A 13,626-nucleotide genomic window follows, 5' to 3' on the forward strand; every position below is an offset into this window, starting at 1 on the left:
GCGCGCTGATCGGCCGACAAAGAACTACTTGAACGCAAAACTGCTCCCCGGAAGTCGAAACTGAATTTTCAGTCCAACTTCCGGGGAGCAGTTCAGGTGACCGGCCGGGGCTTCGGGGAAGACGCTGCCTGCTGGCAGAGCCTGCTAGTTCGCGGAGATCTGGCGCAGGACGTACTGCAGGATGCCGCCGTTGCGGTAGTAGTCCGCTTCACCGGGGGTATCGATGCGCAGGACGGCGTCGAACGACTTCGAGGAGCCGTCCTCGGCGGTGGCCGTGACCTTCAGGGTCTTGGGCGTGGTGCCCTCGTTCAGGGCAGTGACGCCCTCAACCGAGAAGGTTTCCGTGCCGGTCAGTCCCAGGCTGGCAGCGCTCTCGCCGGCCGGGAACTGCAGCGGCAGGACGCCCATGCCGATCAGGTTGGAGCGGTGGATCCGCTCGTAGCTCTCGGCGATGACGGCCTTGACGCCCAGCAGCGCGGTGCCCTTGGCGGCCCAGTCGCGGGACGAACCGGAACCGTACTCCTTGCCTGCCAGGATCACCAGCGGAGTTCCGGCTGCCTGGTAGTTCTGGGCGGCGTCGTAGACGTAGGCCTGGGGGCCGTCCGCCTGGGTGAAGTCGCGGGTGAAGCCGCCCTCCACGCCGTCCAGGAGCTGGTTCTTGATGCGGATGTTCGCGAACGTGCCGCGGATCATCACTTCGTGGTTGCCACGGCGCGAGCCGTACGAGTTGAAGTCCTTGCGCTCCACGCCGTTGGCCAGCAGGTACTGGCCGGCGGGGGTGTCGGACTTGAACGAACCTGCCGGGGAGATGTGGTCGGTGGTGACGGAGTCGCCGAGCTTCAGCAGTACGCGCGCACCGGTGATGTCCTTGACGGGCTCCGGCTGGGCCTGCATGCCCTCGAAGTACGGGGGCTTCCGGACGTAGGTGGACTTCTCATCCCAGGCGAAGGTGTCGCCGGCGGGGGTGTCCAGGGCCTTCCAGCGGTCGTCGCCTTCGAATACGCCCTCGTAGCCGCGGGCGAACATGCCCTTGTCGATCGAGGAATCGATGACCTGCTGGACCTCGACCGGGTTCGGCCAGATGTCCCTGAGGAAGACATCGTTGCCGGCCTCGTCCTGGCCCAGGGCATCATTTTCGAAGTCGAAGTCCATGGTTCCGGCCAGGGCGTATGCGATGACCAGCGGCGGGGAGGCCAGGTAGTTCATCTTGACGTCCGGGTTGATCCGGCCTTCGAAGTTGCGGTTGCCGGAAAGCACGGCTGTGACGGAGAGGTCGTTGGCCTGGATGGCCTCGGAGATCTCGGGGTCAAGCGGGCCGGAGTTGCCGATGCAGGTGGCGCAGCCGTAGCCCACGATGTAGAAGCCGAGCTTCTCCAGGTACGGTGTCAGGCCCGACTTGTTGTAGTAGTCGGTGACCACCTTGGAGCCGGGAGCAACGGAGGTCTTGACCCAAGGCTTCGCGGCCAGGCCCTTCTCCACGGCGTTGCGGGCCAGCAGTGCGGCGGCCAGCATCACGGAGGGGTTGGACGTGTTGGTGCAGGAGGTGATCGAGGCGATCGACACCGCTCCATGGTCCAGTTCGAACTCGCGGCCGTCGGCGGTGGTGACAGCCACCTTCTTGGACGGACGCCCGTTGGACTTGGGGCCGTGGGCGTGCGGGGCCTGCTCCGTGAGGTGGGTCGCCGAGGCGGTGAAGGACGGCGAATCGGATGCCGGGAAGCTCTCGTCGATCGCTTCGTCCAGGCTGCCGTCGGCGAGGTCCACCTTGACGTAGTTGCGGAGGTCCTCGCGGAACTGCGCCTTGGACTCGGTGAGGATGATCCGGTCCTGCGGGCGCTTCGGGCCGGAGATCGACGGAACCACGGTCGACAGGTCCAGCTCGAGGTACTCAGAGAACTTGATCTCGCGGGAGGGGTCGTGCCAGAGGCCCTGTTCCTTGGCATAGGCCTCGACCAGGGCGACGTTCTCGTCGGACCGGCCGGTGAGGCGCAGGTAGTCGAGGGTGACGTCGTCGATCGGGAACATCGCGGCGGTGGAACCGAACTCGGGGCTCATGTTGCCGATGGTGGCGCGGTTGGCCAGCGGCACGGCCGCGACGCCCTCGCCGTAGAACTCGACGAACTTGCCCACCACGCCGTGCTGGCGCAGCTGCTCGGTGATGGTGAGGACGACGTCGGTGGCGGTGGCACCGGCCGGGATGGACCCGGTGAGTTTGAAGCCGACGACGCGCGGGATCAGCATGGAGACCGGCTGGCCCAGCATGGCAGCCTCGGCCTCGATGCCGCCGACGCCCCAGCCGAGCACGCCCAGGCCGTTGACCATGGTGGTGTGCGAGTCGGTGCCGACGCAGGTGTCGGGGTAGGCGCGCAGGGCGCCGTCAACCTCGCGGGTCATGACGGTGCGGGCCAGGTATTCGATGTTGACCTGGTGCACGATGCCGGTGCCCGGCGGGACCACCTTGAAGTCGTCGAACGCCGTCTGGCCCCACCGGAGGAACTGGTACCGCTCGCCGTTGCGCTGGTACTCGATCTCCATATTGCGCTCCAGAGCGCCGGAGTTGCCGAAGGCGTCGATCTGCACGGAGTGGTCGATGACCATTTCCGCCGGGGCCAGCGGGTTGACCCGCTTGGGGTCTCCGCCGAGTTCCTTGACAGCCTCACGCATGGTGGCGAGGTCCACGACGCAGGGAACGCCAGTGAAGTCCTGCATGATCACGCGTGCCGGCGTGAACTGGATTTCTGTATCGGGCTCCGCATTCGGATCCCAGCCTGCCAAAGCGCGAACGTGATCGGCAGTGATGTTCGCGCCGTCCTCGGTCCTCAACAGGTTTTCAAGCAATACCTTGAGGCTGAACGGAAGGTTTTCTGCACCTTCAACGGAGTTCAACCGGAAAATTTCGTATTCGGTTCCGGCTACATTAAGTTTGCCTTTTGAACCGAAGCTGTCCACAGTGCTCATCGCAGGACTCCTCTCGCAACAGTTTCATCTTTGTCGCGCGGTTGACCGCCTGCTAGTTAGGAGGCCCTAAGTAGTTTCCAGGGCCCGAAAATTGCACACGGCCGGCCGAGAATTCGGGCGCGACGTGGGACTACTAGGGCCATCGTAGTCCAAAACGCAGGTGGGATCATGGACCCGGCGTCAGCAGCGCCACCGTCTCGAGGTGATGCGTGTGGGGGTACAGGTCGAATGCGCGCAGTCCTGCCAGTTCCCAGCCCGAGCGGCGGAAGTAGCCCAGGTCACGGGCGAACGATGCCGGGTCGCAGGACACGTAGGCGACCGCGCGGGGCTGCGACGAGACGAGTTGGCCGACGACGGCCTTCCCGGCACCCGCCCGCGGCGGGTCAAGGACAATCGCGTCGAAATTCCGCGGCTTCTGGCGCAGGACCCGCTCAACGCGGCCCTGGACAACTTCCACCTGCTGTGCCGAATGCAGGTTCTTCCGGGCGTCGCGGCTGGTGCCCGGAGCTCCCTCGACCGAGAGCACTGACCCCGTCTCCCCCACTGCGTCAGCCAGGACGCCGGTGAAAAGTCCGGCGCCAGCGTAGAGATCGGCAACCACAGACCCAGGGTGCAGGAACTCCCCCTGCTTCAGGAATTCTGTGACAGCCCCCACAAGGGTCCCGGGCGCGTCGCGGTGGATCTGCCAGAAGCCATCGCCGGTCACCCGGTACTCATGCCCCGCAGCCGATTCCTGCACCCAGGTGCGCCCCCGCAACTGTGTCACACCCCCGGTCAGCGGATCGAAAGCGGCGACGGAAGCGCCGCCCTGGACGTCCGCGGCGACTCCCCGCAACCGCTTCTCCTTGGTTCCCGGCGCAGGTGCCAGCAGGACCAGGGGCCGGGAACCATTGGCCGGCGCCGCCACCTCCACCCGCTCGACGCCCTGCAGGTCCAGGTCCCACAGGCGCAGCCCATTGATCGCGTCGCTTGCCAGAGGCATCTCCTGCACGGGGACGATGTGGTGGGACCGGTGGGCGTGCATTCCCAGCTTCCCGCCGGGGGTGACCGAAAAGCTGGCCCGCGTGCGCCATCCGAGGCCGGCGCCGCCGTCGTGCCCTTCCCCTACAGCTTCCACGCCGCCGGACCACACGGACGGCACGTCCTCCAGGCCGGCAAGCCGGGTGAGTTGCTCGGCCAGGACCTCCGCTTTCAGGCTCCGCTGCCGGGCCAGGGTGATGTGGCCGAACTCGGCACCCCCCACGGGTGGGTGGCCGTGGACCCATGCACGCAGGGAATCAGCAGGACGCCAGAAGTGTTCCACCCGGTCGGGGGACGCCTCAAGCACCTCGATGACGTCCGCCCGCCAGAACTTTGCGTCGTCGCCCGCGTCGGTCAGCCGGACCCGGACCTTTTCGCCTGGAACGGCGTGCCGGACAAAAACCACGCGGCCCTCGTGGCGTGCCACGCAGTGCCCGCCGTGGGCTACGGGTCCGACGTCGAGCACGGCCTCCTCGCCGGCGTGGCCGGTTTCCTCGGTTGCCGGCGTCGCAGTGGTGGAGGTTCTGGCGGTCACTGGACGTCCTGGAGGTTCTTGGCTTCTTCGGATGATTTAAGTTGCCAGGGCACGCTGGCCACCATGACACCCGGTTCGAAGTGCAGGCGGGTCTTGATGCGCAGCGCGGTCTGGTTGTGCACCAGCTGCTCCCACCACTTGCCCACCACGTACTCGGGGATGTAGACGACGATGAGGTCCCGCGGAGAGTCCATCCGCATCTGCTTAACGTATTCCATGATGGGCGTCACGGTCTCGCGGTAGGGGCTGGCCAGGACAGTCAGCGGAACCGGAATCTCGAGCTTTTCCCAGTCGGTAATCGTGTGCGCCGTTTCCTCCGGATCGATGTCCACGGTGATGGCGTCCAGCCGGGAAGGACGGGATGCACGCGCGTAGGCAAGGGCCCGCAGCACGGGCTTGCGGACATGGGACACCAGCAGCACGGCGTGCACGCGGGTGGGCAGGGCGCGCGGCGAGGAATCCTCGTCCACGGCAAGTTCCTTGGCGACGTTGTCGTAGTGGGACCGGATGCTCCACATGATCAGGAACAGGATGAACATGGCCAGCAGCGCGATCCAGGCACCCTGCTCGAACTTGGTGATCAGTACGATCACCAGCACCAGGCCCGTCATGCCGAAGCCGATGGTGTTAACGGTGCGGGACTTCATCATCCGGCGCCGGACGGCCTTGTCCTTGGCGAGTTTCAGTTCGCGGCCCCAGTGCCGGATCATGCCCAGCTGGCTCAGCGTGAAGGAGATGAAGACACCCACGATGTAGAGCTGGATGAGCTTGGTGACGTCCGCGTTGAAGGAAATGATCAGCACCAGTGCGCCGGCAGCGAGGGCGAGCACGCCGTTGCTGAACGCCAGCCGGTCACCGCGGGTCCTGAGCTGGCGGGGCAGGTAGCCGTCCTGGGCAAGGATGGAACCCAGGACCGGGAAACCGTTGAAGGCGGTATTTGACGCGAACACCAGGATGACGCCGGTGGCAGCCACCACGACATAGAAGGGAATGGACCCTTCCCCGAAAATGGTCTGCGCGATCTGGCTGATGGCCGGGTTCTGGATGTAGCCCTCAGGCAGCGGATTCCCGTTCAGCAGGAATTCCTTGGCGGGGTCCAGCACGATGTGGACCTTGGTGGCGTTGGCCAGGTAGATGATGCCGGCCAGCATCGCCGCGCCAATGACGCCGAGCAGCAGCAATGTGGTGGCCGCGTTCCTGCTCTTCGGCGGCCGGAAGTTGGGGACACCGTTGCTGATGGCTTCCACGCCGGTGAGTGCTGCGGCACCGGAGGAGAACGCCCGGAGCAGCAGGAAGGCGCCGGTGAGCCCCACCAGGCCCTGATCGAAGCCCTCCGCCGGGACAATGGTGAAGGCCGCCGAGGGCGCCTGGCCCAGTTGTCCGGTGGCGGCCTGGAACATGCCCACCGCGGTCATGCCCAGGATGGAGGCCATGAAGATGTACGTGGGGACAGCGAAGACGCTTCCCGCTTCCTTGATGCCGCGCAGGTTCACCAGCGCGAGAATGACGACGCCGATGGTCGCTATGACGGCCTGCTCACCGTGCAGTGACGGTACAGCCGTGGTGAGGTAGGCAGCGGCCGAGGACATGGACACGGCCACTGTCAGCACGTAATCCACCAGGAGGGCCGATGCGACCGTCAGGCCGGCATACTTCCCCATATTCTCGTTGGCGATCTCGTAGTCGCCGCCGCCTGAAGGGTAGGCGTGCACGTTCTGCCGGTAGGACGCCACAACGGTCAGCAGCACCACCATCACGGCCAGGCCCACCAGCGGCGAGACGGTCACGGCACTGACCCCGGCCAGGGCCAGGGTCAGCAGGATCTCATCGGGCGCGTAGGCCACGGACGACAGGGCATCGGACGCGAAAATCGGGAGTGCGATCTTCTTGGGGAGCAGGGTATGGGAGAGCCGGTCATTCCGGAAGGGCCTGCCCACCAGCACGCGTTTGACGGCGTTCAGTATTGTCAACACCCCACAAAGCTAGTCTGATTCGCGGAGGATGTCATGACGGGCGCCCGCCAAGCCGGACCAGTGCCATACCGGTAGAGTTCTAGCTGCACGTTCGTGACGCAGATACAAGAGGAGATACGGTGGCGCATTTCGTGATCATGGGATGTGGCCGGGTGGGGGCAACGCTGGCGCACACGCTGGAGGATGCCGGGCATTCCGTGGCCATCATCGACCAGGACGACCGCGCCTTCCGCCGGCTCCGCCAGGGCTTCACCGGCAGGAAGGTGACCGGCATCGGCTTTGACCGCGACACCCTTAAGCAGGCCGGTGTCAGCGAGGCCTATGCTTTCGCTGCTGTGTCCAGCGGTGACAACTCAAACATCCTGGCCACGCGCGTTGCCCGCGAAACCTTCCACGTCCCGCACGTGGTGGCCCGCATTTACGACCCCGGCCGCGCCGAGATCTACCAGCGCCTGGGCATCCCCACAGTGGCCGCCGTCCGCTGGAGCGCGGACCAGGTGCTGCGCCGCATCCTTCCCGAACAGCACCTCGCCGGCGATTTCCGCGAGCCGTCCGGGCGGCTGGTCCTGGCCGAACTGGACCTGGACGCCGGCTGGGTCGGGCACCGGATCAGCAGCATCGAAAAGGCCGCCGACGTCCGCGTGGCCTATCTCACCCGCTTCGGCGAGGGGCTGTTGCCTGACGCGGGAACCGCGTACCAGGACGGGGACACCGTGCACGCCATGCTGCAGGTGGACCGCAGCGCCCAGATCGCGCAGATCCTCGCCAAAGCCCCTGCCAAGGAGTACCAGTGAAAGTCGTTATCGTCGGCGCCGGCAGCGTCGGATCATCCATCGCCCGCGAACTGCTGGCGCACAAGCACGAGATCCTCCTGATTGACCTCAAGCCGGAGGTGATTGGGCGCAGCGGGCTCCGGGGTGCCCACTGGCTGGTGGGCGACGCCTGCGAGCTCTCCACGCTGCAGGGCGCCAAGGTGGAGGACGCCGACGTGGTGGTGTCTGCAACCGGGGACGACAAAGTCAACCTGGTGGTGTCCCTGCTCGCGAAAACCGAGTTCGGCGTGGGCCGCACCGTGGGGCGGGTGAACAACCCGAAGAATGACTGGATGTTCAATGACTCCTGGGGCGTCGATGTCGCCGTCAACACTCCGCAGCTGATGACGGCCCTGGTGGAGGAGGCAGTGGAGATCGGCGACCTGGTCCGGCTGCTGACGCTGCAGACCGGGGTGGCGTCGCTGGTGGAATTCACCGTTCCCCACGACTCCCACGTCATCGGCATGACTGTCGGGGACATCCACTGGCCGGAGGACGCCACGCTGGTGGCCATCCTTCGGGACCAGGCCCCCATCACCCCCAGCCGGGACGACGTGATCGACGGCGGGGACGAACTCTTCTTCGTGACCACCATCGCCGCTGAGGACGGACTGCGGGAGCTGCTTTCCTCCGCACCGGGCAGCATCGACAGCGGGCAACAGCCGGCAGCCGACAGCCTGCCAGCCGTCCCTGGAGGCCACGGGCATGCAGCGGACGACGACGGCTTCGACGGCTAGGTCAGCGGCCGCGCCCTAACCGCGGGTGCCTGGGCCGGGAGGCCCGGGCGTCAAGCGCCCGGGGCGCGGTAGGCTGTCGCGTCAGGAGGCGGGATCTGTCTCGGGTTCAGCCTGGGCCGGCCGCGTAACCAGCCAGGCGACCCAGATACCCAGGATGTACAGGGGCGCGCCCATGATGAGGCGCGTGGTGGCGAGGGCGGCCAGGCCATCGGCGCCCATCAGGTAGAGGGGCACCTGCACGATGAGCCGGAGCGCCAGGACGGCGACGATGATCCAGGTTCCCAGCCGGTAGGCCTTGACCCGGTCCGGTTCCTTGCGCCAGTCCAGGCCCTCGTTGCGGATGAAGCCGAAGAGCAGCCCGGCCACGGGCCATTTGACGGCAATGGACACCACCATCGCCAGGATGTACGCGGCGTTGGTGAAGAAGCCGGGGAGGTAGAAGTCCTCGGCCTTGCCGGTGGTGTTGGCCAGCCATGCTGAAATGCCGACGCCCGCCACGCCGGCCAGCGCCTGGGTCAGGGGACGACGCTGCACAAGGCGGACAACGGTGAAGACCGCAGCCGAGGCCAGGGCCGCAACCAGTGAGAGCGTGAGTTCACGGGTGACGGTGAAGGCCACCAGGAACACCAGTCCTGGAACGATGCTTTCGGCAATGCCCTGCACTCCCCCGGCGCTGCGCAGGACGTCCACCCGGCCGTCGTGGGTGCGGTGCAGGCCGGCCTTGGCGGCGTATTCGGCTGCGAGCCCTGCCACCGAAGGCTGCCCGGCAGCCTGGGGGCCGCCCTGCTGCCGGCCGCCGTTGGCGGGGTTGGCAGCGCCGGACGGCTGGTCGGGCTCTTGCGCGGTCATTGGTGCTCCTGGCTGGACAGTATCTCGTAGCGGGGATTGAAGAGGGTGGGCATGTCCTTGCCGCGGGCCAGCATTCCCTCCACCCGGATCTGCGCGCCTGCTTCGATGCCCTGCACCCGCCGCCGGCCAAGCCAGACGACGCGAAGACGTGCCGGCCTGCGCCGGGCCGGCCCTGAGGCCGGGCGTTCGGCGTCGTCCTCGATAAGGATGGCGCTGAATTCGGGGGTTCGGTCGGGAGGAACGAAGGTGACCGACTCAATGTGGCCTTGGCAGAGAACCCGCCCCTTGTCCGGCAAGTGGCCAAGTGGCGTCACTGCGCCGGCCGGCTTCGCGGTCCCGGGGTGCGGGGACTCAGCCGATTTGGGTAATTTCGGGACCACGTTCGGGCTCCTCCAGGGTGGGCGCGGCAGGCGGAGGTGCAGCAGAGGCGTCCTTGGGCAGCCGCAGCTGCAGGAGGTCGCGGGGCGGCATGGGGCTGTCCCCGCGAACTACGACGACCTGCCGGAACAGGGACTCAAGCGGCTCTGCAGCGGGGCGTTCCAGGGCTGCGGGTCCGCCCAGGACGCCGCGCAGGAACCAGCGGGGGCCGTCCACGCCGATGAACCGGGCCACCCGGTAGCCCTGGCTGCCGTCCGGGAGGCCGGCGGGCAGCTTGGCCACGAGTTCGGTGCCGAACGAGCCTTCCACCTCTTCGACCTGGCCGCCCTGGGCGCCCACGGACTGGCCAATCTGTTCGCGGATCTCGTCCCATAGGGTCTCAGTCTTGGGCGCCGCGAAGGCCTGCAGCTGGAGGCTGGAACCGTTCAGGTCCAGGGTCACGGCCACCACCCGCTGCGTTGCCTCTTCCACTTCGAGGCGCAGCTGGAGGCCCTCGCTGGGAGTGATCAGCAGGGCACCGAGGTCCACAAAGCCGTCGCGGCTGGTGATCTCTGATTCGTCGAACGGGCCGCCTGCGCGGCGCGCGTCCGGGGAGCCGGCGTCTTCGCCGGCCTCAGCGAGCGTGAGCTCTTCGGCCGGCTCCGCCGGCGGTTCGTCATTCTTTGATTTCCTGCCGAACCCAAAGACCATGGGTGACTCCTTAATTCTGAAAGTGTGCCAGTTCTCAAACCTGCCGGCCGGAACCCTGGGGGTGCCGCCGTCGTGCATGCCGGCGTGGCAGCGGACGCTGTGTGGCGCGTGTCAGGCTCCGGGAACCGTGAAACCGCCGGTGGAGCCGAAGCCACCCGTCCCGCGCACGGATCCGCTCAATTCGCTGACAGGAACGAACTGGGCGTACTCCACCCGCTGGATGACCATCTGGGCAATTCTATCGCCGCGCCGCAACTCAATCGGCTGCGAGGAGTCGGTGTTCAGGAGGGTTACCGAGATCTCGCCCCGGTAGCCCGCGTCCACGGTGCCGGGAGCGTTGACGATCGTGAGGCCGTGCTTGGTGGCCAGGCCGGAGCGGGGGTGGATCAAGGCCACGAACCCGTCTGGAAGTGCGATGGCGACTCCCGTGGGGACCAGCTTGCGCTCTCCCGGCAACAGGACCACGTCCTCGCGGGCGCGGAGGTCGGCGCCGGCGTCGCCCGGATGTGCGTAGGAGGGTGCTTCCAGTTCCGGGTCCAGCATCTTCAACTGAACCTGCAGGGTGGGGGCAGGAGCGGATAATGCTGCATCGGGGACAAGGTCTACCGTGGCGGGATGATCAGTCACAGTCACTCACTCTAACCCGCGCTCCCAAATCACTCCTAGGGAGCCGTTGCCCGGCCAACCGGGAAGCAGCCGCGACCAAGATGAAATACCCAGCCAAAGGTGGAAAGCTTGGGCTATGCCCGAATCAAGCCCGCACGCCTCCGTTCCCAGCACGCCCTCCACAGGGGCACCCGTTATCTACCGGGAGAAGCTGTGGCCGAATGCCTGGATGTGGATTATCGGAGCCGGCGTCTCCGCGGCGGGAATCCTGGTGTTCGCCCCCATCAGCATGGCGGCGGGCTACACGGCGGCTCTGGTGCTCTTTGCCATCATCGCCGTCCTCCTGGTCCTGTCAACGCCTGCCATAACCGTCACGGAGAACGCCCTCACGGTTGGAAGGGCCACCATTGAACGGCGCTTCGTTGGTGTTGTTCAGCAGTACACGTCCGGCGAAGCAACGGCGGAACGGGGCACCCGCCTGAATGGGCTCGCCTACCTATGCATCCGTGGCTGGATCGATCCCGTGGTGAAGATCGAGATCACGGATCCGGCGGACCGAACCCCCTATTGGCTGGCCTCCACCCGCCACCCGGACCAGTTCACGGCAGCCCTGACCCGCCGCTGATACCTCCCCGGCTCCCGGGCCCGGCGCTTCACCCGCCTTTGAGCCTTGGAATCCAGCGGAAAATAACGGCGCGCCCTGCTCCTTGAGCCAATTCCGCCCCGGCGGGTGGCAGAGTTTCGGTTGATAGTAATGCCAGGGTGGAGGATTTGTATGCAGGATCTACGGCTTGTAGGCGTGCACGACGACGGGACGCATCTCCTGTTGAGCGGGGCCGGCGGCGAGATGTTCCAGCTGCCGATCGACGAGGCACTCAGGACGGCCAGCCGGTCCAAGGCCAAAATGCGGGAGGAACGGGCCGCCGTTCCGATGTCCCCCAGGGATATCCAGGCCCGCATCCGTGCCGGGGCCACCGCCGCCGATGTTGCCGAGCTCTCCGGGATGCCGCTGGCCAAAGTGGAGCGCTACGAGGGTCCGGTCCTGGCGGAACGCGAGTACGTTGCCCAGCAGGCGCGGAAAGTGGAAGTTGCGGCACCCTCCCCCGGACACGACATCTACCGCTCTGCCTTCGGGGACAATCCCGCAACCTTGCAGGACATGGTTGCGCACCGCCTGTCCGCCCATGGCGTTGACCCCGCCACCGTGGAATGGGACTCGTGGCGCCGCCAGGACGGGACATGGACCGTCTCCGCAAGCTTCGAGGCCAAGACCGGCGGAACGTCGGGTATCGGGGAGGAACCTCCGGCCCTGTGGACGTTCAACCCCGCCCGGAAGACACTGCAGAACAACAACCGCTGGGCACAGCAGCTAAGCGAGCTCGAGCCGCTGGACGGCCCTGTTCCCGCACGCCGGCTCACTGCCGTGTCCGACCGCCCCTTCGATTTCGAAACCGATGCGGACTCGACCAAGCCTTCCTCCGGCGCCCAGGGCCATGTCCAGGACTCCGCCAAGGAGTCGGACGGCCTGCTGGACATGCTGCGGTCGCGGCGCGGCCAGCGGCTGGGCGTGGACGAGGATTCGGACGACGCCCTGGCAATGCTGCTGACGCACGGAGTGCCGGCCGCACACCCCCGGCCGTCCGAGATTCCCGCAGAACCCGAGCCGCAGGAACCCGAGCCGCAGGACGAGCAGCCGGATACCCCCGCGGCACACCAGGGTGACTCCTTCATCAAACGCAGGGATGCCAGGCCTTCCATGCTGTCCAGGCTCAGCCTGCTTCCGCCGCACCGGGACAACCACGACGACGCGTTGCGGCTTCACGACGGCGTCAGCACCGACACCAGGGAAATCACCATCGCAGCGTCCCCGCAGAAGCCCTCAGGTTCCACTCCTGGAGCCGGATCCGGCGGAGCAGGAACCGGCGGAGCAGGGCTGGACGAGCTGTTGGGGAGCAATCCCCGCCGCTCAGCCAAGCAGGACGATGCGTCCCCCTCCACGGGCCAACTTCCCGAGACCGAGGCACCGGAGCGTCCGGCGCGGCCGAAGCGGTCCAGCGTGCCGTCCTGGGATGAAATAGTCTTCGGCACCCGCAGCGACTAGTAACCCAAGAGGCTTCCGGGCCGCGGTCCTGCCCGCATATGCAGAGCCGTGCACGGGTGCTAGGATCCCCAGAACCACCACGCCCGATGCAAAGGCGCTGACACACGGGAGGTCTACTGTGCCGGACACCACCTGCCACATGTCGATGTCGCTTGACGGCTTCGTCGCTGGGCCTGACCAAAGCCGTGAGAACCCCTTGGGCAAGCGCGGACTGGAACTGCATGGCTGGCATATCGGCGATCCACGTGCCAATGACGCCGACAAGACGGCCACCGAATGGCTGATGCGTCCCCGCGGAGCCTATGTGATGGGCCGGAACATGTTCGGTCCCATTCGGGGCAATTGGGATGAGGACTGGAAGGGCTGGTGGGGCGACGAACCGCCTTACCACGCGCCGGTTTTTGTCCTCACCCATCACCCGCACGAACCCATCCGGATGGAGGGCGGGACAACTTTCCATTTTGTCACCGATGGCTTCGACGCCGCCTACGCCGCAGCACGTGAAGCCGCCGGTGAGAATGGTGTGGACATCGCGGGTGGCGCCTCCACTGTCCGCCAAGCGCTGGCCGCAGGCGTGATCGACGAACTTACCCTCGACATTGCTCCCGTCCTGCTTGGATCGGGTGAACGGATTTTTGACGGAACGGAAGCGTTCGGTTTCGAGCCCGTTGAGGTGCTCCACTCGCCGCTCGCCACCCACATCCGCTACCGCCGGGTGGGCTAGCACCAAGCAAACAGCTCCCGATGCAACGGAGCACGTGATCAACGGAGCATGTGGGCTGCCGCGACGAGTCCAGCGGCGAGCACGGCGATAGCCCGCCAGCTGGGCCTGCTCCACGGGCATCCGAAGGTCTCCACTGGCAGCTGGAGTTGTCAGGCGTGGGCGCGGAGGAACCGTTCCAGGGCATCCTCCCAGGGGGATCCGTGGTGATGAACGACGTCGATGCTGCCCGGCCACCTTCCATCC

General features: G+C 66.5%; 12 protein-coding genes. 5 read left to right on the forward strand and 7 right to left on the reverse strand.

Translation table 11 applies throughout. From position 1 onward, the window contains the following. Positions 1–144: 144 nt before the first annotated feature. From AB0313_RS21380 to AB0313_RS21390, 3 genes are all read right to left on the reverse strand, one after another. Positions 145–2,958 carry an aconitate hydratase gene (locus tag AB0313_RS21380; protein ID WP_141940934.1) on the reverse strand — a complete coding sequence of 938 codons (2,814 nt, stop codon included), beginning with the start codon at positions 2,956–2,958 and terminating at the stop codon, positions 145–147. Between the two features lie 166 nt (positions 2,959–3,124). Beyond that, positions 3,125–4,513, reverse strand: a complete 1,389-nt coding sequence (locus tag AB0313_RS21385; protein ID WP_366308278.1) for a TRAM domain-containing protein — start codon at positions 4,511–4,513, stop codon at positions 3,125–3,127. Beyond that, the gene (locus AB0313_RS21390; protein ID WP_366308280.1) at positions 4,510–6,486 is read right to left on the reverse strand and encodes an APC family permease; all 1,977 of its coding nucleotides are present in this window, start codon (positions 6,484–6,486) and stop codon (positions 4,510–4,512) included. Before AB0313_RS21390 ends, AB0313_RS21385 begins: the two co-directional genes overlap by 4 nt. Positions 6,487–6,605: 119 nt before the next feature. Between AB0313_RS21390 and AB0313_RS21395 the strand changes: the two genes are divergently transcribed. Further along, the gene (locus AB0313_RS21395; protein WP_141940931.1) at positions 6,606–7,280 is read left to right on the forward strand and encodes a TrkA family potassium uptake protein; all 675 of its coding nucleotides are present in this window, start codon (positions 6,606–6,608) and stop codon (positions 7,278–7,280) included. Further along, positions 7,277–8,035, forward strand: a complete 759-nt coding sequence (locus AB0313_RS21400) for an NAD-binding protein (RefSeq protein WP_141940930.1) — start codon at positions 7,277–7,279, stop codon at positions 8,033–8,035. Before AB0313_RS21395 ends, AB0313_RS21400 begins: the two co-directional genes overlap by 4 nt. A gap of 81 nt (positions 8,036–8,116) precedes the next feature. Here AB0313_RS21400 and AB0313_RS21405 read toward each other — a convergent pair whose 3' ends face one another. From AB0313_RS21405 to dut, 4 genes are all read right to left on the reverse strand, one after another. Then, positions 8,117–8,884, reverse strand: coding sequence for a DUF3159 domain-containing protein (locus AB0313_RS21405; protein WP_141940929.1), 768 nt, complete (start codon positions 8,882–8,884; stop codon positions 8,117–8,119). Continuing rightward, positions 8,881–9,264 carry a hypothetical protein gene (locus AB0313_RS21410; protein WP_307309047.1) on the reverse strand — a complete coding sequence of 128 codons (384 nt, stop codon included), beginning with the start codon at positions 9,262–9,264 and terminating at the stop codon, positions 8,881–8,883. Before AB0313_RS21410 ends, AB0313_RS21405 begins: the two co-directional genes overlap by 4 nt. Further along, on the reverse strand, positions 9,236–9,952 hold the full coding sequence (locus AB0313_RS21415) for a DUF3710 domain-containing protein (RefSeq protein WP_307309049.1): 717 nt from the start codon (positions 9,950–9,952) through the stop codon (positions 9,236–9,238). The genes AB0313_RS21410 and AB0313_RS21415 overlap by 29 nt, the downstream gene beginning before the upstream one ends. Before the next feature lie 111 nt (positions 9,953–10,063). After that, entirely contained in the window at positions 10,064–10,579 is a 516-nt protein-coding gene (gene dut, locus AB0313_RS21420; RefSeq protein ID WP_141940927.1) for a dUTP diphosphatase, read from the reverse strand. Between the two features lie 115 nt (positions 10,580–10,694). On the opposite strand from dut, the gene AB0313_RS21425 reads away from it, so the two are divergent. The 3 genes from AB0313_RS21425 to AB0313_RS21435 all read left to right on the forward strand — a co-directional run bounded on the left by AB0313_RS21425 (position 10,695) and on the right by AB0313_RS21435 (position 13,383). After that, entirely contained in the window at positions 10,695–11,183 is a 489-nt protein-coding gene (locus tag AB0313_RS21425) for a DUF3093 domain-containing protein (RefSeq protein ID WP_141940926.1), read from the forward strand. 150 nt (positions 11,184–11,333) lie between these two features. Next, a complete protein-coding gene (sepH, locus tag AB0313_RS21430) occupies positions 11,334–12,659 on the forward strand; it encodes a septation protein SepH (RefSeq protein ID WP_366308284.1) in 1,326 nt (441 codons plus the stop codon). 118 nt (positions 12,660–12,777) lie between these two features. Next, the gene (locus AB0313_RS21435; RefSeq protein ID WP_141940924.1) at positions 12,778–13,383 is read left to right on the forward strand and encodes a dihydrofolate reductase family protein; all 606 of its coding nucleotides are present in this window, start codon (positions 12,778–12,780) and stop codon (positions 13,381–13,383) included. The last annotated feature ends 243 nt before the right edge of the window (positions 13,384–13,626 follow it).

The sequence above is a fragment of the Pseudarthrobacter sp. NPDC080039 genome (assembly GCF_040702335.1).
Classification (GTDB): domain Bacteria; phylum Actinomycetota; class Actinomycetes; order Actinomycetales; family Micrococcaceae; genus Arthrobacter; species Arthrobacter enclensis_A.

What these genes read in the sequence shown, in the direction of transcription:
- AB0313_RS21380 (WP_141940934.1), bottom strand. Translation starts at nt 2,958, where the DNA reads ATGAGCACTGTGGACAGCTTCGGTTCAAAAGGCAAACTTAATGTAGCC.
- AB0313_RS21405 (WP_141940929.1), bottom strand. Translation starts at nt 8,884, where the DNA reads ATGACCGCGCAAGAGCCCGACCAGCCGTCCGGCGCTGCCAACCCCGCC.
- AB0313_RS21415 (WP_307309049.1), bottom strand. Translation starts at nt 9,952, where the DNA reads ATGGTCTTTGGGTTCGGCAGGAAATCAAAGAATGACGAACCGCCGGCG.
- AB0313_RS21425 (WP_141940926.1), top strand. Translation starts at nt 10,695, where the DNA reads ATGCCCGAATCAAGCCCGCACGCCTCCGTTCCCAGCACGCCCTCCACA.
- sepH (WP_366308284.1), top strand. Translation starts at nt 11,334, where the DNA reads ATGCAGGATCTACGGCTTGTAGGCGTGCACGACGACGGGACGCATCTC.